The 21,873-nt window shown below is 42.8% G+C and carries 21 protein-coding genes; 14 read left to right on the forward strand and 7 right to left on the reverse strand.

Annotation, left to right across the window (positions count from 1 at the left end; all coding sequences use genetic code 11):
• Nucleotides 1–51: 51 nt before the first annotated feature.
• The 6 genes from ACLD71_RS14710 (at nucleotide 52) to ACLD71_RS14735 (ending at nucleotide 4,619) form a co-directional block, all read left to right on the forward strand.
• A complete protein-coding gene (locus tag ACLD71_RS14710; protein WP_411991165.1) occupies nucleotides 52–324 on the forward strand; it encodes a hypothetical protein in 273 nt (90 codons plus the stop codon).
• A gap of 368 nt (nucleotides 325–692) precedes the next feature.
• The gene (locus ACLD71_RS14715) at nucleotides 693–944 is read left to right on the forward strand and encodes a DUF4212 domain-containing protein (RefSeq protein WP_137673083.1); all 252 of its coding nucleotides are present in this window, start codon (nucleotides 693–695) and stop codon (nucleotides 942–944) included.
• Nucleotides 945–2,681: a sodium:solute symporter family protein gene (locus tag ACLD71_RS14720; protein WP_137673082.1), complete on the forward strand. Its 1,737-nt coding sequence runs from the start codon at nucleotides 945–947 to the stop codon at nucleotides 2,679–2,681.
• 145 nt (nucleotides 2,682–2,826) lie between these two features.
• Nucleotides 2,827–3,267 (forward strand): hypothetical protein, encoded by a 441-nt coding sequence (locus ACLD71_RS14725; protein ID WP_137673081.1) that lies wholly within the window; start codon nucleotides 2,827–2,829, stop codon nucleotides 3,265–3,267.
• 79 nt (nucleotides 3,268–3,346) lie between these two features.
• Nucleotides 3,347–4,234 (forward strand): LysR family transcriptional regulator, encoded by an 888-nt coding sequence (locus ACLD71_RS14730; RefSeq protein WP_411991166.1) that lies wholly within the window; start codon nucleotides 3,347–3,349, stop codon nucleotides 4,232–4,234.
• A gap of 139 nt (nucleotides 4,235–4,373) precedes the next feature.
• Complete coding sequence (locus ACLD71_RS14735; protein WP_137673079.1) at nucleotides 4,374–4,619, forward strand: hypothetical protein; 246 nt, start codon at nucleotides 4,374–4,376, stop codon at nucleotides 4,617–4,619.
• A gap of 3 nt (nucleotides 4,620–4,622) precedes the next feature.
• On the opposite strand, the gene ACLD71_RS14740 is transcribed toward ACLD71_RS14735, so the two are convergent.
• Nucleotides 4,623–5,018, reverse strand: coding sequence for a SufE family protein (locus ACLD71_RS14740; RefSeq protein WP_411991167.1), 396 nt, complete (start codon nucleotides 5,016–5,018; stop codon nucleotides 4,623–4,625).
• Nucleotides 5,011–6,225, reverse strand: coding sequence for an aminotransferase class V-fold PLP-dependent enzyme (locus tag ACLD71_RS14745; protein ID WP_411991168.1), 1,215 nt, complete (start codon nucleotides 6,223–6,225; stop codon nucleotides 5,011–5,013). The genes ACLD71_RS14740 and ACLD71_RS14745 overlap by 8 nt, the downstream gene beginning before the upstream one ends.
• Before the next feature lie 108 nt (nucleotides 6,226–6,333).
• Here ACLD71_RS14745 and ACLD71_RS14750 point away from each other — a divergent pair, with 108 nt between their 5' ends.
• Together ACLD71_RS14750 and nhaD are read left to right on the forward strand one after the other, a co-directional pair.
• On the forward strand, nucleotides 6,334–7,509 hold the full coding sequence (locus tag ACLD71_RS14750; RefSeq protein WP_137673076.1) for a GGDEF domain-containing protein: 1,176 nt from the start codon (nucleotides 6,334–6,336) through the stop codon (nucleotides 7,507–7,509).
• 60 nt (nucleotides 7,510–7,569) lie between these two features.
• Nucleotides 7,570–8,985, forward strand: a complete 1,416-nt coding sequence (gene nhaD, locus ACLD71_RS14755) for a sodium:proton antiporter NhaD (protein WP_137673075.1) — start codon at nucleotides 7,570–7,572, stop codon at nucleotides 8,983–8,985.
• Nucleotides 8,986–9,065: 80 nt separating this feature from the next.
• On the opposite strand, the gene ACLD71_RS14760 is transcribed toward nhaD, so the two are convergent.
• From ACLD71_RS14760 to ACLD71_RS14770, 3 genes are read right to left on the reverse strand one after another with little or no spacing between them, the layout of a single operon-like run.
• Nucleotides 9,066–10,565, reverse strand: a complete 1,500-nt coding sequence (locus ACLD71_RS14760) for a SpoVR family protein (protein ID WP_411991169.1) — start codon at nucleotides 10,563–10,565, stop codon at nucleotides 9,066–9,068.
• 7 nt (nucleotides 10,566–10,572) lie between these two features.
• On the reverse strand, nucleotides 10,573–11,844 hold the full coding sequence (locus ACLD71_RS14765; RefSeq protein WP_411991170.1) for a YeaH/YhbH family protein: 1,272 nt from the start codon (nucleotides 11,842–11,844) through the stop codon (nucleotides 10,573–10,575).
• A gap of 18 nt (nucleotides 11,845–11,862) precedes the next feature.
• The gene (locus ACLD71_RS14770; RefSeq protein ID WP_137673072.1) at nucleotides 11,863–13,785 is read right to left on the reverse strand and encodes a PrkA family serine protein kinase; all 1,923 of its coding nucleotides are present in this window, start codon (nucleotides 13,783–13,785) and stop codon (nucleotides 11,863–11,865) included.
• A 770-nt stretch (nucleotides 13,786–14,555) separates the two neighbouring features.
• Here ACLD71_RS14770 and ACLD71_RS14775 point away from each other — a divergent pair.
• The 6 genes from ACLD71_RS14775 to ACLD71_RS14800 all read left to right on the forward strand — a co-directional run bounded on the left by ACLD71_RS14775 (nucleotide 14,556) and on the right by ACLD71_RS14800 (nucleotide 19,871).
• Nucleotides 14,556–16,235 (forward strand): sodium:solute symporter family protein, encoded by a 1,680-nt coding sequence (locus ACLD71_RS14775; RefSeq protein ID WP_411991171.1) that lies wholly within the window; start codon nucleotides 14,556–14,558, stop codon nucleotides 16,233–16,235.
• A gap of 236 nt (nucleotides 16,236–16,471) precedes the next feature.
• Entirely contained in the window at nucleotides 16,472–17,884 is a 1,413-nt protein-coding gene (locus ACLD71_RS14780) for an esterase/lipase family protein (protein WP_411991172.1), read from the forward strand.
• 126 nt (nucleotides 17,885–18,010) lie between these two features.
• Entirely contained in the window at nucleotides 18,011–18,187 is a 177-nt protein-coding gene (locus tag ACLD71_RS14785) for a DUF2061 domain-containing protein (protein WP_411991173.1), read from the forward strand.
• 159 nt (nucleotides 18,188–18,346) lie between these two features.
• Entirely contained in the window at nucleotides 18,347–18,748 is a 402-nt protein-coding gene (locus ACLD71_RS14790) for a hypothetical protein (RefSeq protein ID WP_137673069.1), read from the forward strand.
• 83 nt (nucleotides 18,749–18,831) lie between these two features.
• Nucleotides 18,832–19,431 (forward strand): c-type cytochrome, encoded by a 600-nt coding sequence (locus ACLD71_RS14795; protein WP_411991174.1) that lies wholly within the window; start codon nucleotides 18,832–18,834, stop codon nucleotides 19,429–19,431.
• On the forward strand, nucleotides 19,431–19,871 hold the full coding sequence (locus ACLD71_RS14800) for a DUF411 domain-containing protein (protein ID WP_411991175.1): 441 nt from the start codon (nucleotides 19,431–19,433) through the stop codon (nucleotides 19,869–19,871). Before ACLD71_RS14795 ends, ACLD71_RS14800 begins: the two co-directional genes overlap by 1 nt.
• An 83-nt stretch (nucleotides 19,872–19,954) precedes the next feature.
• Here the strand turns inward: ACLD71_RS14800 and ACLD71_RS14805 are convergent, their stop codons facing one another.
• Both ACLD71_RS14805 and ACLD71_RS14810 read right to left on the reverse strand, forming a co-directional pair.
• Nucleotides 19,955–20,317 (reverse strand): hypothetical protein, encoded by a 363-nt coding sequence (locus ACLD71_RS14805; RefSeq protein WP_411991176.1) that lies wholly within the window; start codon nucleotides 20,315–20,317, stop codon nucleotides 19,955–19,957.
• Nucleotides 20,318–20,618: 301 nt separating this feature from the next.
• Nucleotides 20,619–21,695, reverse strand: coding sequence for a DUF3179 domain-containing (seleno)protein (locus ACLD71_RS14810; protein ID WP_411991177.1), 1,077 nt, complete (start codon nucleotides 21,693–21,695; stop codon nucleotides 20,619–20,621).
• Nucleotides 21,696–21,873: the final 178 nt, after the last annotated feature.

A 21,873-nucleotide genomic window follows, 5' to 3' on the forward strand; every position in this document is an offset into this window, starting at 1 on the left:
CTTCATTTGTAAAAGCTGATACAATTGCTTCTTTTTAGTTAGAGATTGAAAATGAAGTGGTTAACGGTGTCTTTTCTGGTGATTATTGCTTTGGTTAACTTTGGCCCTAGGGTAAGCGCTATGTTTTTTTCTAAACCTAATACCACGGTGTTGTTTCACAGCGGGTGTTTTCTTTACGGCGAATTACGGATTAACCCCGTTAACCTTTCTTACTTTATCGTGCTAGATGATGGCCAAGAGCTGTCTTTTGCTGATGATAGTTATGCGGAAATTTCTTCTGAAGATAACCCTATCGATATCTCTGATGTAGATTTTTGCGTATAGTTTGATTACAAAATATTTACATTTGTAAGCCTGAGTCCTCAGGCTTTATTCTTCTTCTCCAATGATTTTTCACCCACATAGCTGAAGTGGTTTGGTGTTCAGCTTATCCCTCAAAATAATTCCACTTATTTTTATAGCCTAGATCTCAGTTTTTGCCTATATCACTTGGGTTTAGACTAAAGATTAATACCTAGCCTGTTAATCGTTTGTTAACTTTTACTTCGATAGGCTTGAATTGAGTTTATATGTGTATCTATCTGAGTAGCTGCAGATAAAAACTCAATGATTTGTTCGGCCGTTAACATTTTGGTTACATTCTTAATACCATAACACTGCAGTATCCTTTGCGATCTGCTCGGAGAAATATCATGGAAGAACAGACTACATATTGGCAAGAAAACTTGCGTCTAATATTTACCTGTCTCGTCATATGGTTCGTGGTTTCATTTGGTTTTGGTTTGCTATTAGTAGAGCCGCTAAATGAAATTCGATTAGGTGGTTACAAGTTAGGTTTCTGGTTTGCACAACAGGGCTCAATTTACACCTTCGTAGCTTTAATATTTTGGTATACCGTCAAAATGAACAAGCTCGATAAAAAATACCATGTTGAGGAGTCTTAGATGGACGAGTTAAAACTCTATACATACATCGCCGTATTCGGTTCGTTTGGTTTGTATTTTGCTATTGCTTGGTGGGCGCGAGCGTCTTCTACTAGTGACTTTTATGTGGCTGGTGGGGGGGTTACACCTATTCAAAACGGTATGGCAATTGGTGCTGACTGGATGAGTGCAGCTTCGTTCATCTCTATGGCGGGATTAATTGCCTTCCTTGGATATGGTGGTTCTGTTTTTCTCATGGGCTGGACAGGTGGCTACGTTCTATTGGCCATGTTACTCGCCCCGTATATGCGTAAACACGGTAAGTTTACCGTCCCTGAGTTTATTTCCGACAGATATTACTCAAAAGGTGCGCGTATAGTTGCGGTGCTGTGTTTAATCATTGCATCTCTTACTTATATTATTGGCCAAATGAAAGGTGTAGGTGTTGCCTTCTCTCGCTTCTTAGAAGTTGAGTACGACATGGGCCTATACATAGGTATGTTTGTTGTTTGGGTTTACGCAGTACTAGGCGGCATGAAAGGAATTACCTATACCCAAATTGCCCAATATTGTGTGCTTATCTTTGCTTACACTATTCCTGCTGTGTTTATTTCATTGCAACTTACCGGTAACCCGATCCCTCAAATTGGCTTGGGTAGTACCTTGGCCGATGGCAGTGGTGTATATCTGCTAGACAAGCTGGATATGGTCGTTACCGATTTAGGGTTTAAGGAATACACCACCGACAACTTGGGTGGCACACTTAATATGTTTGCTTACACCATGTCGTTGATGATTGGTACTGCAGGCTTACCTCACGTAATTATGCGCTTCTTCACTGTTCCTACGGTACAAGCTGCGCGTTCTTCAGCGGGTTATGCCTTAGTATTTATTGCCTTGCTTTACACCGTTGCCCCTGCGGTAGGTGCTATGGCTCGCTTTAACTTAATGAATACTATTGTTCCAAGTGCCGGTGATAACCTAGTTTACAACGAGCGCCCTCAGTGGTTTAAAGATTGGGAAAAAACTGGCCTACTTCAATACGAAGATAAAAACGGCGATGGCAAGATCCAATATGTTGCGGATAAAGAAACCAATGAAATGGTGAAAGTAGACCGAGACATTATGGTATTGGCTAACCCAGCTATTGCTAACCTACCTAACTGGGTTATTGCCTTAGTGGCTGCTGGTGGCTTAGCCGCAGCATTGTCTACAGCTGCGGGTTTGTTGTTGGCTATTTCGTCCTCGATATCTCATGATTTGATGAAAGGGGTGCTTACGCCTAATCTCTCGGATAAAAATGAACTGTTAGCAGGGCGAATAGTGATGACCTTGGCCATTTTGGTATCCGGCTATCTCGGTTTAAATCCGCCTGGCTTTGCCGCAGGTACTGTAGCCTTGGCCTTTGGTCTTGCTGCATCCTCTATCTTCCCGGCATTGATGATGGGTATCTTTGCTAAGAAAATGAGTGGCACTGCGGCTGTAGCTGGTATGTGTTCAGGTATCGGTGTAACTATGCTGTATGTATTCCAGCATAAGGGCATTATGTTTATCCCTGGAACGTCATTCTTGGGTGATATGGGACCAAACTGGTTCTTAGGTATTTCTCCAAACGCCTTTGGTGTAGTGGGTGCCTTAGTGAACTTCGCTGTTGCCTTTGCAGTATGCAAAGTAACAGGGCCTGCGCCTCAGCATATTCAAGATATGGTAGATAACTTCCGCGTTCCACACGGTGCGGGCGCTGCTCACGACCATTAATTTTGAATGAATCTAATCCCTAGTAAGCAAAAGGCTCCCTAGTGGGGGCCTTTTTTTGTAAAAGTATTTGCAAAAGTTGTTACTATTCAAAGCGCTGCCTATTAGGTAAAGAGAACTAAATAATCGAATACAGGAAGTAGTAAGGATGAATAGACATACCAAGTTGGCTTTATTAGTAATGCCTTTTTTGGCGGTTGGTGGTTACATTGCATCCGACATTTATTTAGAGCATGACGCAGACAAAGACCGAATTTACCAACTGAGTACTTTTGGACATTGCGACATTATTAATCAAAAATGTATTCTCGAATCTGGTGAGTTTCAGTTAAACATTAGCGATGAAATGGGCACCACCATTGTAAATTCCACTTTCCCGCTCGACAGTGCCACGTTGTTTTTAGTGGACAGTTCTAACGAAGCCACTGCTTATCCGCTAGGCATGAGCGACAGTCCTTATTATTGGCAAAGTGAGACTCAACTACGACGTTTTATCCCAAACCAAGGGGATAGTTACAAGCTTAGGGTGATAGCAAATATTAAAGGCGGTAAATATATTAGTGAGTTTTATAGTCAAACGGTACGTTAATCTCCACGCGATGGGTAGGAAACTATGGTGGTCAGTGCTACAGTTTAACTAATAAAATCAATACTCTGATAGGTACCGCATGCACATTACTCCTGAACGTTTGATTTATTTGGTCACAGTTGCAGAAACACGTTCTTTTTCAGCTGCGGCGCGAAAACTTGGAGTGAGCCCGTCGGCAGTAAGCCAAGTTATTCAAAATATGGAGTTAGATTTAGGCGTTCGCTTGTTTAATCGTGTGTCAGGACAAGCACCTACTTTGTCGGATGTGGGGAAAACCTTGTATGTACAAGCTTTAGAAATTTTACCGCGTTTACGCGCGATGGAGCAAAAAGCACAGTCTTACTTAGATGGTGTGGAAGACAAGCTTACTATCGGAGTATCGGGCTATAGCTTTTTCCCGATTTACAGCGAAAAAATTAAAAGCTTAATGGCGAAGTTTCCCCAACTAACCCTAAATATTATCGATGTCGATGAGTTTGACTCAAGTAATTTTGGTATTGATACCGCAGCCGACATTCTGATTACTCCTGCAGAATTAATTCCTCGCAGAGGAGTTGAGAGTATCCTCATAGGCCGAATTAAATGGCTGTGCGTATGTGCGCCTAATCACCCCTTAGCCCAGGTTAAACATGCTTTATCGGTGCAAGATTTGTTGTCACATATTCAGATAACGCCTGCAGTTTCAAACTTTATTAGTGACGAGATGGCCGAGTCTGTGCGCTTAAGCTCGCAAGTGGTGAACTGTTCTAGAATGTATCAATTCAAGCAGTTGCTTTTAAGTGGTGTTGGTTTTGGTTTGTTTCCAGAGCCTTTGGCGAAAGAGTTGCTTGAAAGTAATCAACTGGTGGAGTTAGAACGTGATTTTATTATTGATGACTTTGAATGGCCGATTGAAGTGGTGTGGAGCCAAGCTATTGGCCCTGCAGGCGAATGGTTTATTGAACAGCTTACCCGCATTGATGAGTAAAGCTGTTATAATTGTCACTGGTCGGCGATGGTAAATCACTGGCTAGATCATTAATTGTTTAAATTGTTGTGATTAATGCAAGATGATCAAATACACTTAGTAATTATGTCTTTTCCCCTTGTTTGTATAGGAATGAGTAGTGAGCTCTAATCAAAAATGCCCATCTTGTGGCGGCCATAAACCAGCACTCATGGCATGTCGCGATTGCGGCTTTACATATACGGTAACTAGCCGTCCGCCTGCCGCTGCAAAACCAGTCACTCCCGTCGCTAAATCTGTACCGCGCAGTGAGTACCGCGCAGTAATGGAAGAAGGTGGTCCTAAATCGCAGGTAGTGATTAAAACCAAAAAACGTCGTACTTACACTATCCCTAGTGAAGAGTGAGCTCTAATCTAAACTAGATATTTCCCGCCAAATAGCGCTTATACCATTGTTTCTAGATTCACTTAAATGGTGAGCCAAACCTAGCTCTTGTAGGGTATGGTTAAAAAGCGCTTTAGCCTCTTTAGTTGGTTTGTTTAAGCAAGCGAGTACAATGACTAATAGGCCTTTTATGATGCGAGCATTGCTATCTACATAGAGCTTATTATCGTGAAGGTGGAGCCACACTTCGCTTTCACAGCCTTCAACTTGCTTCTCTTCTATTTTCAACGAAACATCCATGGGTTTAAGTTGTTTGGCTAATAGTAATAGCTGTCGGTAGCGTTCTTCCCATGCGCCACAGTCTGCGAAACGTTGTGTTATAGCCTCTAAATCAAGTTCTATTTGTGGAGTGTTAATCATCAAATAACTCCATAATTTTGTTGATGGCGTCTAAAGCTTGGTCAATGTCTGATTGTTCACTGTAAATACCTAGCGACAAGCGAATACTGCCTCGCGGAGATAAAGTATTGCTCAATGGCATGGCGCAGTGGTGCCCGCAACGCAAGGCGACATTATATTGGTCGAATAGCGTGGCAGCGTCTTGTGGGTGAACATTTCTTAGATTAAAAGCAATGATGCCCACACGCATCATTGGTTTGCCAACCAGTTCAACCTGAGGATGCTGCTCCAGTTTTTGCAAAGCATAGTTGAGCAGTGAGCGCTCAACACTAAGGCGTTCTTTAAGAGGGAATTGGTTCAAAAACTGGACCGCAGAAGCAAGACCAATTGCACCAATAATATTTGGAGTACCTGCTTCTAGCCGGTAGGGAAGAGTATTCCAAGTGCTTTGCTCAAACGACACCTTGCTGATCATTTCCCCGCCAAACACGCTGGGCTTTATTTGCTCAAGCGCTTGCTCGGTACCGTAAAGCACGCCAATGCCGGTTGGTCCGTATAGTTTGTGTCCGGAAAACAAATAGTAGTCACAGCCTAAACGGTTTACATCAATGTCTAAGTGAGCCACTGCTTGTGCGCCATCTACTACAATTTTAGCGCCTACTTGATGAGCGATACGAGAAAGCTCTGGTATTGGCTGCATTGCGCCTATGCTGTTTGAGACATGCGTAACGGCAACTATTTTACATTTATCACTGATGTGTTGACGAAAATACCCAAGGTCTATATCACCATTCTCTAATACCGGAATGACTTTTAGCTCGGCGTTGTTACGTTTAGCAAGCTGTTGCCAAGGAACTAAATTTGAATGGTGCTCCATTTCCGATAACCAAATGTGGTCACCTTCAGCGACTAGGTGTGCTAAGCCATCGGCGAGTAGATTTACCGCTTGGGTGGTTCCGCTAGTAAAAATGATGTTTTGCGCTTTGGCACCTATAAACTCTGCTATAGTTTTTCTTGCCAACTCAAAGGCGTTTGTCGCGTTGCGAGCAAAGCTATGGCTTGCGCGGTGTACATTTGCGTGACCTTGGCGGTAGTATTTTTCTATCTCTGACAATACCTGTTCAGGGACTTGAGTTGACGCGGCGCTATCAAGATAAGCAATTTGTTGATTGTTACCGTTTAGCGACGGGAAAAACTGGCGATAGCGAGTATGCTTAAGTGAAGTCACATTGATTCTTTATTTGGCAACTAAAACCGATATTGTAGCCTTAGGCGCTTAGCTAAACTAGCTTATATCGGTGTTCTCTTCGATTTAACATTAGGAGTTAAGGGTAAGATGCAACAGCCTCCCGTTTCGCAGGCATGGAAAAGTGTTTTTTTAGGTTTCCCCCTTCCTAGTCAAGAGCGGCAATTTAGTAATTTTCAATGGCAGCAACAACGGCGGTTTCTCGCTTGGGTACAGCTTGTTTATTGTGGCTGCATATTAGGTTTTTTACTTTTCACTGGTTTATTGCTCGAAGGGTGGCAGCAAGCTAATTGGCAAGCGTCTTTGGGTTTGGCGTGCTGGCTACTTTCACAGTTGATACTGACTTGGTGTAGCTTACAGATTGTAAAAGCGCGGGTCGCGCATTGTTTGTTTGCGGTACTGACACTGCAGCATTTTGTGTTAATGGCTGTATTAATGAGTTCGGAGAGTTTGCTTAGCATCAGTGCGCCTAGTTGGTTAGTGTTTAGCCTACCAGTATTACTGATGTTGTTTTACATGCCATTTTTCTTAGCATTGCTCGTGTTACTAGTCGCTAGCTCATATTCCTTTGTTGCAGCAAGTTCATTGCATATAGAGACTCAAAGCGATTGGTTTAATAGTGAGCTGGTAAATACTTCACTCATTTACGCTTTACTGGCCTTGCTTATTGGTTTGTCACATAACTTAAGGCGCTTCCGCTATACCTACGAACAAGGCATTGATTTATGTAACGATAAAGCAGAAGTGTCCGCGGGAGCTTCAAGCTTAGAGCACTCCTCGAGCGATACTGATGAGTTAACGGGCTATGCTAATTTTGTACGGTTTAGGCAGTTTTCTGAAATAGAAATTGAACGTAGCTCCCGTTATCAAAATGCCTATTCGATACTTTTGATTAACGTCAACCATTTCAGCGTGTATCGTGATAAGTTAGGCAGTGATGACGCTAATCAGTTGCTGGTGAAACTTGCCAATTTTTTACAGTCTAAAATTCGTAAAGTTGACCTGCTAGCTCGTTGCGATAATGACCAATTTGTTATTGGTTTACCTGAGTCGAGCCTCTATCAAGCGCTAGATACCGCCGAGCGGGTCCACGATGCGCTGAATAGTGAATTTTGGGAAATGTTTCCTGATGATTTAGATTTAGGATCGCGCTTAGGTGTTGCTTGTATAGACGGTACAACAAACACCATTGACCAGTTAATGGCCAAAGCTGAAAATGCAATGAACAATCATCGAAGTGCAAGTGCGCTAAGCTACGGGCGTTAGCACTAATTTCAAAAAACAATCGTTAAACAAAATCAGCATTCGCCTAAGGAGTGGGAATTGATGCGTATATTGTTGTCCTTACTATTGTTGTTATTCTCTTCCGCCAGTTATGCCTCTGAAGGACTCAACTTAGTGAACTCTTGGGTGGGTTATACCGCCTTGGTTATTTTTGCTTTTGCCTATCTACTGGTTATGAGCGAAGAAGTGATTCATTTAAGAAAATCTAAACCAGTACTAGTGGCCGCTGGCTTAATTTGGTTTTTGATTGCCATTTATTACCGGGGGTCTGGCCAAGAAGAGCTGGTTACCGCGGCCTTCAGGCATAATCTTCTCGAATTTTCTGAGTTAATGTTGTTCTTACTAGTGGCGATGACCTACATCAATGCCATGGAAGAGCGCCGTTTGTTTGATGCCTTACGGGCTTGGCTTGTGAGCAAAAAACTCAGCTATAGAAAATTGTTCTGGCTTACTGGTTGCCTCGCGTTTGTGATTTCTCCGGTCGCCGATAACCTCACTACAGCCTTGTTAATGTGTGCAGTTGTCACCAAGGTGGCTCACGGTAACAGCCGCTTTATTAACTTGGCTTGTATTAACATTGTGGTAGGTGCTAATGCCGGCGGAGCCTTTAGTCCGTTTGGTGATATCACTACCTTAATGGTTTGGCAAAAAGGTTTAGTTACTTTTGGTCAGTTCTTTGATTTGCTGGTTCCGTCTTTTGTTAACTTTGTAGTGCCTGCTTTCATTATGTCGTTTTTTGTTTCTGCAGAAAGAGTTGAGGCTGAAAACGAAACGGTTGAGTTAAAACGTGGTGCACGCCGTATTGTGGGTTTATTCCTAGTTACTATTGCTACCGCTGTTATGGGGCACAGTTTGTTCCATATGCCGCCAGTGATGGGCATGATGATGGGCTTAGGTTATTTGCAGTTCTTTGGTTATTTCCTACGTACAACATTGGCTAGCAGCTTACACAAAAAAGCAGTAAACGCGATTTCTCACCGCGATGATGCTCGTTTAAAAGCCCTAGGTAGCGTGGTGCCTTTCGATATCTTTAACCGGGTTGCGCGTGCCGAATGGGACACCTTGCTGTTCTTTTATGGTGTTGTTATTTGTGTGGGAGGCTTAGGTTTTATTGGTTACCTAGAAATGGCCTCTAATATGATGTACCTGAACTGGGATCCTACCTACGCCAATATTGCGGTAGGGGTATTAAGTGCCATTGTTGATAACATTCCAGTGATGTTTGCAGTGTTGACTATGGAGCCTAGCATGTCTTTAGGCCAGTGGTTGCTAGTGACCTTAACGGCTGGTGTTGGCGGCAGTATGCTATCTATTGGTTCTGCAGCGGGTGTGGCATTAATGGGGCAAGCTCGTGGTCACTATACCTTTATTAGCCACTTACGTTGGGCGCCGGTAATTGCAATTGGTTATGCAGCTTCTATTGTGTGTCACTTAGCCATTAACAAAGCCTTGTTTTAATCGTGGTGTATAATGACAATGTTTAGTTGAAGTAAAAGCCACCCTAGGGTGGCTTTTTTATTGGCTGAGTCACAATGCAACTATTCGGGCTTAGGGCAACGAGCTAGCTCTTGTATGCTGCCGTTGTCATCCACTTGTTCTAGTATCACATCAAAGCCCCATAAGCGGTGGAGGTGCTTTATTACCTCTTCTTTGCTTTTACCTAGGGGAATGTTTTGGTGGGGAACATAACGAAGTGTTAACGAACGATCGCCTCGTAAATTAACATTGTGTACCTGAATATTGGGTTCAATGTTACTTAGGTTGTATTGCGCGCTTAACGCCTCTCTTACTTGTTGATAGCCATGGTCATCATGAATCGCTTTCACTTTAAGATAAGGTTTGCTTTCGTTGTCATCAAGCGTAAATAGCTTTAAATCGCGAATGACTTTAGGGGATAAAAACTGACTAATAAAACTCTCATCCTTAAAGTTTTGCATGGCGAAATGTAAGGTTTTTAACCAATCACTACCGGCAATATCAGGAAACCATTGTCGGTCTTCATCGGTCGGATTTTCACAAATTCGACGAATATCAGTCATCATGGCAAACCCTAATGCGTAAGGATTGATGCCATTAAAGTATGGACTGTTATAAGCAGGCTGCATCACCACGCTGGTATGGCTATGCAAAATCTCCAGAATAAAACGCTCGCTTACTTGTCCATGGTCGAACATATGGTTAGTAATGGTGTAATGCCAAAAGGTGGCCCAGCCTTCATTCATGACTTGAGTTTGTTTCTGCGGATAAAAGTATTGACTAATTTTACGCACAATACGTACGACTTCGCGTTGCCACGTCTCAAGCAAAGGAGCGTGTTTTTCGATGAAATAAAGAATGTTTTCCTCAGGCGATGCAGGAAAGCGTTCGCGCTGTTCTACATCTGGGTTTTCTTTAGTGGGAATGGTTTTCCATAGCTCGTTAATTTGGCTTTGTAGGTACTCAGCTCGCGAATCTTGTCGGGATTTTTCTTCTTCCATAGAAATAGGGGAAGGGCGCTTGTAGCGATCGACACCGTAGTTCATTAAGGAATGGCAAGAATCGAGCAGATCTTCAACCGCTTGCACACCGTGGCGAGCCTCACACTTGCTGATATAGTTTTTAGCAAATACTAGGTAATCAATAATTGAACTGGCATCAGTCCATGTTTTAAATAAGTAATTGTTTTTAAAGAAACTGTTGTGGCCGAAACAAGCGTGGGCAATCACCAATGCCTGCATCGGCATGGTGTTTTCCTCCATTAAATAGGCAATACATGGATCTGAGTTAATCACTATTTCGTAGGCCAAGCCCATTTGACCGCGTTTATAGGTTTGCTCCGTTTGAATAAACTTTTTGCCGTAGGACCAGTGATGATAACCAATTGGCATACCTACACTGGAGTAAGCGTCCATCATTTGCTCTGCAGTTATCACCTCAATTTGGTTGGGGTAGGTATCTAACTGGTAATGCTGAGCTACCTTTTCAATTTCTTGATGGTATAGCTCTAACATTTCAAAGGTCCAGTCTGGTCCATCGGGCAACATTTTTGTTTTGCTCATGTGGGCCTCACGCAGTGGTTTTTTTGAAGAGGTCTCTAAAGGTCGGCAGAATTTCTTCAGCATTTTTCACATGACGAATAGAGAAGTTGGGGAAAATTTCACTGAGTTGTTCGTATTCGTGCCATAAGCTTTGGTGGGCTCGGCTGGTGATTTCTATATATGCGTAGTGACGGCTTAGCGGAAGTAAGGTTTTTTCTAACAAGGCGCGACATTTTGGGGAGTCGTCAGCCCAATTATCGCCGTCTGACGCTTGCGCGGCATAAATATTCCATTGGTTTTTGGGGTAACGCTCTTCAACGATTTTATCCATTAAGTTGAGCGCACTGGATACAATGGTTCCGCCCGTTTCTTGGGAATAGAAGAATTCGTGTTCGTCTACTTCTTTAGCTTGAGTGTGGTGGCGAATGAATACAACGTCAATTTTTTCGTAGCTGCGGGTTAAGAACAAATACAGTAATAAATAGAAACGTTTAGCGATATCTTTAGTCGCTTGATCCATCGAGCCTGATACATCCATTAAGCAAAACATGACCGCTTGGCTGCTGGGCACAGGATGTTTGGCAAAGTTATTAAACTTCAAATCAAAGGTATCTATAAATGGGATATTCTTGAGTTTTCTTTTTAGCTCAGTTATTTCGGCTTTTATCGCTTCAATTTCGCTGTGAGGAACGTGTGAGTCCTGTTTATTCTCTTCAAGCTGAGTCTCTAATGCCCGTAAACGCTTGCGTTTATCGCCACCCATGGCCATACGCCGCGCTAAAGAGTTTTGCAAAGAACGCACAATATTAATGTTGGCTGGCACACCATCGTTAGTAAAGCCAGCACGCGCAGTACGGTATTCAACAATACTGTCTACGTCGGTTTCCTGCAGGTTAGGTAGTTCTAAATCGTCAAACAGAATGTCTAGATATTCATCTTTTGAAATGTTGAATTGAAATTCTTCAGACCCTTCGCCTTGGTCACTAGCATCGCCATCACCAGGGCCTCCGCCGCCTTCTCCTTGAGGCGGCCGTTCTATTTTGTCGCCGGTGCCAAATTGGTCATTACCGGGTAGGGTACGTTGGCGATGTCCGCCTTCGCCCTGATGAAAAAACGGCTCGGTAATGTCTTTTTGCGGAATGCTAATGCTTTCGCTGTTTTCCAAATCTTGAATACTACGCTGATTAACCGCGTCGTTTACGGCGCGTTTGATTTGGCTTTTATAGCGGCGAATAAAGCGCTGGCGGTTAACCGCGCTTTTGTTCTTACCGTTTAAACGTCGATCGATAAAATGAGCCATAGGCGCCCTCCAACAAATCTATGAAGATTTACGAACGCGTAAATACCATTCCGATAACAAACGAACTTGTTTACGGGTATAGCCTTTTTCCATCATGCGAGACACAAAATCGTCGTGTTTTTGTTGGTCGTCGGCAGAGGTTTTGGTATTAAATGAAATAACCGGTAATAGATCTTCAGTATTTGAGAACATCTTTTTCTCAATCACGGTGCGAAGTTTTTCGTAACTGCTCCAGTTTGGATTTTCGCCTTCGTTTCCGGCGCGAGCGCGGAGCACAAAGTTGACTATCTCGTTACGGAAGTCTTTGGGATTGCTGATACCTGCTGGCTTCTCTATTTTTTCCAGCTCAGCATTTAAGGCTGCACGGTCAAATAGTTGACCTGTATCTGGGTCTCGATACTCTTGATCTTGAATCCAAAAATCAGCGTAGATTACGTAACGATCGAAGATGTTCTGCCCATATTCGGAGTAAGATTCTAAATAAGCGGTTTGAATTTCCTTGCCTATAAAGTCTACATACTTAGGAATTAAGTAGCCTTTGAGGTGCTCTAAGTAGCGGTCTGATACTTCTTGGCTGTACTGTTCGCGTTCAATTTGTTGCTCTAATACGTAGAAGAGATGCACCGCATTGGCGGCGACTTCGGTGGTATCAAAGTTAAACACTCGGGATAAAATCTTGAAAGCAAAGCGTGTAGACAAGCCTTCCATGCCCTCGTTTACTCCGGCAAAGTCTCGGTATTCCTGATAAGACTTCGCTTTAGGATCGGTATCTTTTAAGGTTTCACCGTCGTAAACCCGCATCTTAGAGTAGATACTTGAGTTTTCAGGGTCTTTGAGCCGAGATAACACAGAGAATTGAGCGAGAAGTTCTAAGGTGCTAGGCGCACATTTTGCTGTGTTTAGTTCGCTATTATCTAGTAGCTTCTGATAGATGTTTATTTCTTCGCTTACTCGTAAACAGTAGGGCACTTTTACAATGTAAACGCGGTCTAAAAAGGCTTCGTTATTTTTGTTATTTCTAAAGGTTTGCCACTCAGATTCGTTAGAGTGGGCCAAAATAATACCTTCAAATGGAATGGCTGATAAACCTTCGGTGCCGTTGAAGTTACCCTCTTGAGTGGCGGTAAGTAGCGGATGTAGCACCTTAATCGGGGCTTTAAACATCTCCACAAACTCCATCAAACCTTGGTTGGCCCTACATAACGCGCCAGAGTAGCTGTAGGCATCGGGGTCATTTTGAGCGAAATGCTCTAACTGGCGAATATCAACTTTACCCACTAAGGATGAGATATCTTGGTTATTTTCATCACCAGGTTCAGTTTTCGCGACAGCTATTTGATTCAGTATTGATGGGTAACACTTAACCACTTTAAACTTGGTAATGTCCCCGCCATACTCTTGCAAGCGTTTAGCGGCCCAAGGCGACATAATGGTCCTGAGGTGGCGCTTACTAATACCATATTCTTTTTCGAGTATGTGGCCATCTTCATTGGCGTCGAATAGGCAAAATGGGTGGTCATTAACAGGTGAGCCTTTAATGCGGTATATAGGTACTAGCTGCATTAGCGCTTTAAGTTTTTCGGCTAAAGATGATTTACCCCCGCCCACTGGGCCAAGTAAATACAATATCTGCTTACGCTCTTCTAGGCCTTGAGAGGAGTGTTTTAAGTAAGACACAATTTGCTCGATACTGTCTTCCATACCATAAAACTCTTTAAAGGCTGGGTAGCGGGCAATAACACGGTTGGAAAATAGTCGGCTTAAGCGGGGGTCTTTAGAAGTATCGACCATTTCTGGTTCGCCAATGGCCAACAACAAGCGTTCGGCGGCACTGGCATAAGTGCTAGGTTGTTCTTTACAAAGTGTTAAAAATTGATCGAGAGATAACTCTTCTTCTTGAGCTTGCTCATAACGCTGTTGATAGTGGTCAAAAATACTCATGGCCTAGGCCTCCTAAAACAAGCTATCTCTATAAAAGATAGAATTTGGAAACAAAAGATTTCATGAAGCGCTAAAATAAGCTTATACCATGGTCAAAATAAATTTATAAAAAATAAGCATTTTTTTGCAAAGTTAAAGTCATCAATTGTTGCCACGCGGTCAGATAAAATCAGATTGTTCAAAATTCGGTATATTCAAAAATTTTTTCTAAAAAACATGAGTTGTTATTAAGTAAAGTACGTTTGAAACCTTAAAAGAGATCGAAAAATGGTTCGTTTCTTCAGCATGTTAGCTTGTTCACATAAAGTTAATGAATTGTAAAATTTAAGGTTGACCTTCCAAATTAACATGCTAATTTAGATTGGTAGCTTGAACCTTCTAGCTTTGGTCGGCGAGCACTACATCGAGGGGAGTAGTGTTGAAGGTTTCCAAAAAGCACGTTTCCATTGGCTCTTGCTTTGCAAGAGCTCTTTTTTTGTCTTTTCCTATGTGTCCTACGTTTGTATCCGCTTGAATTATCCTCGTTAGACTAAAGGATAGCTTTTTAACCCTTGGTCTTTACTCTTTGTATTTCATGTTGTTATAGCTTCAATTAAATTGAGAGCTGGGTTTATCACTATTGAGTCACTCATCTATACCAAAGTCTAAGTTTCAAGCACTTAATAAACACCTAAGTTGATATGTAACAATTATTTAACCTTTGGGTTTTTGTGACAGATTTGTTCAGTGGGCAACTAGCACTATCTTTTAAAAAAGTAGCGCTGCATTAAATGGATATTCAAACTTGGACATCGATATTTATCGCTTCTAGCTTTACTCTGTATATGATTATTGCTGTATGGGCTAAGGCCAAGACTACCCACGACTTTTATCTCGCCAATGCACAAATTCATCCTCTTACAAATGGCCTCGCTAGTGCTGCTAATTGGATGTCGGCTGCTTCTTTTATTTCTTTGGCTGGACTGATTTCTTTTTTAGGCTACGACGCGGCGGTTTATCTCATGGGCTGGACCGGCGGATATGTGTTGCTCGCTTTATGTTTAGCCCCGTATTTAAAGCGCTTTGGTCAGGTAACCGTGGCAGACTTTATTGGCGAGCGCTATTACTCACAATCGGCGCGTTTATTGGCTGTAACCTGTACGGTGTTTATTAGCTTTATCTATGTTGCAGGCCAAATGCGCGGCGTAGGCGTAGTGTTTGCTCGATTTCTTGATGTAAATGTAAACCTTGGTGTCATGTTAGGCATGGCTATAGTGTTTGTTTACGCAGTATGGGGAGGAATGAAAGGCATCACCTATACGCAAGTGGCACAATATTGCGTATTAATTTTTGCCTTTTTAGTGCCGGCTATTTTTACCTCGTTCGCGCTTACCGGGCAAGTATTCCCACAAATAGGCCTCGGAGCCAGTTTAAGTGGCAGTTCTGAGGTGTATTTATTAGACCGCTTAGATGGTTTGTCACAACAGCTAGGTTTTAACTCTTTCACCAATGGCGCACGAAGTTTAGCCGATAAGTTCTTTATTACCGCTGCATTGATGATGGGAACAGCGGGCCTGCCGCATATTATTATTCGCTTTCAAACCGTTGCGAAAGTAAAAGATACCCGTTTATCGGTGGCTTACGCTTTGGTGTTTATCGCTATTTTGTATACCGCTGCACCTGCTGTGGCCGCTTTTGCCAAAGTGAATATTATTGAATCAATTAATGGCGCAAATATGCAGGGTGTTACTGAAGAGCAAAGCCCTGCCTGGTTGCGTAATTGGCAGCAAGCCGGCTTAGTAGAGTGGAGCGACAACAACGGTGATGGACGGTTGTTTTATTCAGGCGACCAGCGAAATGAGATTGGTATTAATCCCGATATTATAGTGTTAGCTTCCCCCGAATTAGCCCAGCTACCTAACTGGGTGGTCGCCCTAGTGGCGGCCGGTGGCTTAGCAGCCGCGTTGTCTACCGCTGCAGGTTTATTGCTGGTGATTTCTAGCTCAATTTCTCACGACATACTTAAGCAAACGCTGAACAAAAATCTGAGTGACCAACAAGAGCTAAAGTGGGCGCGAATAAGTGCGGTTTTAGCGATTATTGCTGCCGGCTATTTTGGTGCTAATCCCCCTGCGCTTGTGGCTGAAGTGGTTGCTATTGCTTTTGGTTTGGCGGCGAGTTCGTTGTTTCCGGCAATCATCTTAGGCATTTTTGTCCGTAAAATGAGTCGACAAGCCGCTATCGCAGGCATGCTTAGCGGAATGTTATTTACCCTTGGTTACATTGTATATTTTAAGTACCTGAATTCTCCTGCTAACAACGCCGATGGCTGGCTTTGGGGAATATCACCAGAGGGTATCGGCGCTTTAGGGATGGTGATTAACTTTTCCAGCGCATTTGTGATTCAATATTTTGTTAAACCTGCCCCTAAAGCTATCCAACAACTGGTTGTCAGCTTGCGCCAACCTTAGTCTATTGGCTATGTTTTTGTGGTTTAGCCTGCTCGTCACTGTTCATTATCTGCTACAGCCAAATCGGCAAATATTGGCTTTGCTGACAAGCTAATATCGCGAAACGTCAGGTTTCTTCTTAAGCTCATTATTAACGATAACAAAACTATCGTTGCTATTTGTTAACTATTGTTTAACATCTGACTTTTTATTGTAAAGTACTGAAATAAATCTACTAATTACATGGAAGTAATAAAATGAAGCTGATTTTTGTGCATGGTTGGAGCGTAACCAATACTTCTACCTACGGGGAGTTGCCGCAGTCCTTAGTGGCTAAGTCTGCTTCGGTAGGCCTTAGCATCGATATAGACCACATCTATTTGGGTAAATACATCAGCTTTCATGATGAAGTGTCGATGGATGATATTGCTCGCGCTATGGAACAAGCCTTAAAAGATCTTCCTGGTAATCAAGACCAGATTCAACCTTTCTCATGCATTACTCATTCTACCGGGGGGCCTGTTGTACGTGCCTGGGTTGATAAGTATTACGGCTCTGCGGGACTCGCCACATTACCATTGCAGCATTTAGTAATGTTGGCGCCGGCAAATCATGGCTCTACTCTGGCGGCTTTAGGTAAGCAGCGGGTAGGGCGAATTAAATCTTGGTTTGCTGGCGTTGAACCTGGTCAGCGAATACTTGATTGGCTTTGTTTGGGTAGCCAAGGGCAATGGCAGCTTAATGAAAACGGTATGGCTTATGATTACGCCAATAACAGCTTCTATCCTTTTGTGTTATCTGGCCAAGGAATTGATAGCAAATTCTATGATTTTTTAAATGGCTATCTGGTTGAATCAGGATCTGATGGCGTTGTAAGGGTAGCTGGCGCTAATATGAATTACCGATATTTAGCATTGGAGCAATCAGAAGAGCTGATTAATGGGGTGGCGGGCAAAGCTTACCGCTTAAAACCCAGTGACATTGAACCAATTCGTCGACCCGCTGCCGTGCCTATTGGCGTGTTAAGTGAGTTTAGCCACTCGGGTACCAAAATGGGTATTTTGGCAAACAAAGCCAACACCGCAAACCACTATATTGTGGTAGACCAAGTTCTTGCATGTTTAACAGTAAACTCAGCTGCGGATTATTCTCAGCGAAGCCAAGAGATGAAGCTGCTGACTCAATCTGAACAGGCCAAAGTGCCTATCGGTAAAAAGCAGCTTATTGGTAAGTATTGCATGTTGGTGGTGAGAGTACGTGACCAAAATGGCGAGCATATTCAAAATGAAGATTATGATATTTTGCTTCTGGCAGGCAAAGGTTATAAGCCTCACCAACTGCCCGAGGGCTTTTTTGTTGATAAGCAAATGAACACCGCAACTCATAGTTTGGTGTATTACATTGATGCCGACAAAATGTCGCAAATCAAAGATAACTGCTTTGGTTTGCAAGTGATGGCAAGGCCAAACAAAGGCTTCTCTTTTTACTGCAATACACAGTTTCGTTCAGAAGGTTTAGCCATAGACGAAGTGTGTGGTGCCAATCAAACCACTTACATTGATATCACTATTCACCGAGAGGTAGATAAGAATGTGTTTAGGTTTGATAAGGCCAGTAATCCTAGCGGTAGCTTTAAAAATGTAAAACCTTCAGGTGATGTTATCTCTTAAATGAACTTCGTTGCGGCGTAATGGTGAGTTGCTTACTGTTAAGCCCGCCTAATATCAAGTTACCGTAAGTTACTGCCTGTTGAGTCAAATTCCCGCTAAGTTGGCTCTTTCTTTACGGGAGTCCTTATGCAGTTATCTCAAGAGTTTCTTAAAACTATCAGTTTTGCCATTTTACTTTTTAGTGTGGCGTTCTCGGTGACCTATACCTTAACCGGAAGCGCTTTAATTGGTGGTGTGATTGCCCTTATTGAACCAGCGATAAACACAGTGGCTTTCTATTTTCATGAGAAGTTGTGGCAGTAATTTGACAAGAAGAAACTGACGCAAATAGATTAATAAAAGTGGTGTTGGTAAACGGCTCTTATTACACTCTGTTACCCGTTTGCAGAGTTGAGTCGCTTAGCTTGCAATTGTATAGGTGAGTGGGTATCGTCGCGTAGATTCAATCAATAACGTGGTGCTATGTTTACGCGCAGTATTCAAACTTGGCTAAGTTACTTTAGTTTGCTGGCATTTTTGCTAAGCGGCTTAAGTGCGAACGCAGCAATGCTTGAAATGTCCTTTATGCCTGCGCATAGCTCTCAGCAACAACTTGAATCCTCGACCCTTTCTCATCATTCAATGGTGGACTGCCATACTAGTCTTCTCAAAGGCTTTGACATTCGGCTGGGTGATAGTTCGACATCGTACACCATACCTAATAGCACCCATTGCTGCGGTGCTGCATGTGTTGTTCCGCCCTTAACTATCACTACCGCTTTACATGTTACCGAGTTAGCCAGTACTCGCTCGGTGCTACATTTGGAGCAACAACACGCTCCCTCAATAATTACCGACTCGCTCTACCGCCCTCCGATTCTATAAGTTTTGTTGTTTTTAAACACATCACCAACGCGGTGTTGTGGCTATCCCTATTGGGATCTTTTAAATAATAAATCGGAATAGATATGACAATTTTTGTGATTAGCTCAAGGCTAATTCAGGCATTGGCTAGAGGGTATAAACCCATCAACACAAAGCACCTACTAGTGCTACTTGTATCGTTTTGTCTAACGGCGATAGCTGACGAACATCTATACCAAACGGTAGGAGGCTATGGTTGCTCTGCTTGCCATGGTAAGTACGCAAATGGTGCTGGCAATGTGGGAGGCAATATTCGCGGGGCTAGTTTGCAACAACTCAATCAAGCTTTAGAGAATGAGCCCACTATGCAGTTGTTAGCCCGAGCGTTGAACGCGCAACAACGCGTTTCGTTGAGCGATTATCTGCAGGCTCTAAAAGAGATGACGCTGATCGAGTGGAATGTTGCCGAAGGGGCTAAGCCTAGCCAAGTTCATTTGTTGCCTAATACGTCCCATCAATTGGTGATTAAAAATGACACCTTTAGTGAACTATTGCTTGATGTGAGTCTGTTAGGTGAACCGCAAGCTTTAAAAATTGCTCCCCTCGATACCCAAGCAGTTAGCTTTGTAACGCCTAAGCAAGCCGTAACCCTAAATGCTTTAAACAATCAGCTAACCTTAACTAATAAAGAACAAGAGAACTAATGATGAGATTAACTAGAAACCTCAGCCTGGTGCTGGCATTGCTTTTTAGCAATGCACTATTTGCTGCAACAACTATCGAACTCTATAAATCGCCTACTTGCGGATGCTGTAAAGAATGGGCTGCGATTATGGAACAGAAAGGGTATACCGTAAACGTTCACCATCAAGGTGATTGGACACCTATTAAAAAACAGTACGCAATGCCGGCGCAGTTACAATCTTGCCACAGCGCGGTAATAGACGGGTATTTGATTGAAGGGCATGTACCAGAAGCGGATATTGCCCGTTTACTAAAAGAGCGCCCAGCTAACATAAAAGGCTTGGCTGCTCCGGGGATGCCACAACATTCACCGGGTATGGCTAAACCAGGGCAAGCATATAAAGATTTTAAGGTGATTAGTTTTTCAGAAGAGGGACTTGGCTTGTATCAACAATATTAACTTGTGCTCTCAGTGATTCGTAGTCACAGCTAAGCGAAAAACGCTTTGCTTAGGCAAAGCGTTTTTTATCGACAGTTAAACTGCTACCACGCGAAGGTTTGAATAATGTTTTGCTTAGTCACAGGGTTGTAGGCAATGTTGTCATTCACTTTATCTAAGAAAGGCTGGCGTACTCCGGGAAACATCCCCCGCATTGGCGAAATGTTATTGCCATGGTCGCCCCAGTAATAGCAATTGAAGTCAGCTAAGTTTTCTAAAAGGTATTTTTCTTCTTCTAAAATTTGCAAAGGCGTCGGCAATATAAACTCACCGCGCGCTACTTCACGCTCTAGTTCAGAGCCAGGTTGAATCGCCAAAGCCATTGGCGCGATGGCATCTGGCTGGATAATGTTAAGCAAACTCGTGGTATTGATGGCGTGCTCTTTTGAACGCTCTTTACCACCCAAGCCAAAATAAACGAGGCTAATACTTTAATGAATGATTCCCGCGCCAACCCCATACCCTCTATAGGATACTCGCGAGTCATTCTTATTGGTGCGAAGATGTACAAGCTAGCTAAGTTCAGCTAAACAAAGGCAGTTAAAAGCGTAGCCATCCTATGTATTCAAGAACACTTTTGTTGGTGAATTTGTTTATGATGAGTGAATGGTAGCGGCGCTTGAAATAAGCTTCTCATTGAAACTAACAGCCATAGATTGAAGCAAAAAAGGCCGCATTAGCGGCCTTGAAGCAATGTTTGAGATTGATTTAGCTCAGTATCTCAGTGTTTGGAAAAAACTGTGTCCAAATACCGTAGTGAACACCGTTATGGGTAGCCACTTGTTCACCTTGTTCATTGAGCAACTTAACAATCTCGCCATCACTAAATATCTGCAGGGTTTCACCACCTAACTCAAAAGTGAAGCCATTATTTTCATGGGCAAAGTTTGGGTCAATTGCAATTTGCTCTTGGCCGTTGTCGTATCCAAATATTTCTTGTTTCGGGTTGATTCGAGTATCGTCTAAATTCAAGGTATCAAAGATAAAGTCTGGGTTATCAATGTTACGTTGGTCTTTAAGTGGCTGCTCAAATAAGCCTAGCAATACTTGGTCTAGTAAACGCTCCATACCATAAACGTATACTTGCGCATCTGGGTATAAGGTTTTAGCCGTTTCCCATTCCATTTGGGTATTTGGGTGTACCGTAGTTTGATGTTCGGTAAATTCAGACTGCATAGTAATTTGCTGAATCGCGGTACCGTTATTAGTGTCTTTGAATACTAGGTTGTTATGCACTTGCCCTAATACTTGTAAGTTAGATTTACCCAAGCCGTAGTCTGTTTCTACTACCATTGGTAAGTTAGATAATCCACAATAGGTTACTGCGTACTCAACACCGTCTTGTTCAAAACCAGCAACATGCGGTACTTGTAGGTGGTAGCGAGGGAAGATAAAGGTTTCGCCTTTTAGCTCAACCACATAAACCCGTGAGTCTTCTTCTGGAATGAACATATCCGCTTCTTCGGTTGAGAAGTACTGTGCGTTAAACTGCTCAGTAGGGAAAGCGGTAGGCATTGCATAAGACTGCGCCCAGAAAGTAAGCGCTACACCTGCAGTGGATAACCCCATCCATACTGGTTTCCAAAACTTCCCTTTACTATTTACCAACCAAAGTAGGGCTAAAGCGAACGCTTGTGCTGTCCAGTAATAAGGCATATAGCGGAAATAGTGCAGCACTAAGTCTCTTGGTACGCCAATGGTTTGACCTGGTTCCGTCATTAATACCGCACAAAAAATAGCGAAACTTGCGAGAATTAGTGCATATACATTGAATAGTATTTTCATCGTTATCTCCTCAGAGCACCCAGTATATTTGGTGCTATTAGCTTTAGTGATTAACACAATCTAAAAGTTGTTAGGGCTAACCACGTTGTCGCTGTTTTCACTGTGTTTGAGAGCGATGACGCTAACTAAGTGGCTATAAGTTGAGTGAATTTTGTCATGAAGGTGATGAGAGAGTAAG

Origin of the sequence: Agarivorans sp. DSG3-1, assembly GCF_046774965.1 — a bacterium.
Lineage (GTDB): Bacteria > Pseudomonadota > Gammaproteobacteria > Enterobacterales > Celerinatantimonadaceae > Agarivorans.

Excerpts from the sequence above, each read along its gene's own strand:
- ACLD71_RS14715 (WP_137673083.1), top strand. The coding sequence starts at position 693 with ATGGAAGAACAGACTACATATTGGCAAGAAAACTTGCGTCTAATATTT.
- ACLD71_RS14775 (WP_411991171.1), top strand. The coding sequence starts at position 14,556 with ATGGATATTCAAACTTGGACATCGATATTTATCGCTTCTAGCTTTACT.
- ACLD71_RS14740 (WP_411991167.1), bottom strand. The coding sequence starts at position 5,018 with ATGATTAACACTCCACAAATAGAACTTGATTTAGAGGCTATAACACAA.
- ACLD71_RS14795 (WP_411991174.1), top strand. The coding sequence starts at position 18,832 with ATGACAATTTTTGTGATTAGCTCAAGGCTAATTCAGGCATTGGCTAGA.
- ACLD71_RS14790 (WP_137673069.1), top strand. The coding sequence starts at position 18,347 with ATGTTTACGCGCAGTATTCAAACTTGGCTAAGTTACTTTAGTTTGCTG.
- ACLD71_RS14770 (WP_137673072.1), bottom strand. The coding sequence starts at position 13,785 with ATGAGTATTTTTGACCACTATCAACAGCGTTATGAGCAAGCTCAAGAA.
- ACLD71_RS14800 (WP_411991175.1), top strand. The coding sequence starts at position 19,431 with ATGATGAGATTAACTAGAAACCTCAGCCTGGTGCTGGCATTGCTTTTT.
- ACLD71_RS14730 (WP_411991166.1), top strand. The coding sequence starts at position 3,347 with ATGCACATTACTCCTGAACGTTTGATTTATTTGGTCACAGTTGCAGAA.
- nhaD (WP_137673075.1), top strand. The coding sequence starts at position 7,570 with ATGCGTATATTGTTGTCCTTACTATTGTTGTTATTCTCTTCCGCCAGT.
- ACLD71_RS14760 (WP_411991169.1), bottom strand. The coding sequence starts at position 10,565 with ATGAGCAAAACAAAAATGTTGCCCGATGGACCAGACTGGACCTTTGAA.
- ACLD71_RS14720 (WP_137673082.1), top strand. The coding sequence starts at position 945 with ATGGACGAGTTAAAACTCTATACATACATCGCCGTATTCGGTTCGTTT.
- ACLD71_RS14810 (WP_411991177.1), bottom strand. The coding sequence starts at position 21,695 with ATGAAAATACTATTCAATGTATATGCACTAATTCTCGCAAGTTTCGCT.
- ACLD71_RS14765 (WP_411991170.1), bottom strand. The coding sequence starts at position 11,844 with ATGGCTCATTTTATCGATCGACGTTTAAACGGTAAGAACAAAAGCGCG.
- ACLD71_RS14780 (WP_411991172.1), top strand. The coding sequence starts at position 16,472 with ATGAAGCTGATTTTTGTGCATGGTTGGAGCGTAACCAATACTTCTACC.
- ACLD71_RS14785 (WP_411991173.1), top strand. The coding sequence starts at position 18,011 with ATGCAGTTATCTCAAGAGTTTCTTAAAACTATCAGTTTTGCCATTTTA.
- ACLD71_RS14710 (WP_411991165.1), top strand. The coding sequence starts at position 52 with ATGAAGTGGTTAACGGTGTCTTTTCTGGTGATTATTGCTTTGGTTAAC.
- ACLD71_RS14750 (WP_137673076.1), top strand. The coding sequence starts at position 6,334 with ATGCAACAGCCTCCCGTTTCGCAGGCATGGAAAAGTGTTTTTTTAGGT.
- ACLD71_RS14725 (WP_137673081.1), top strand. The coding sequence starts at position 2,827 with ATGAATAGACATACCAAGTTGGCTTTATTAGTAATGCCTTTTTTGGCG.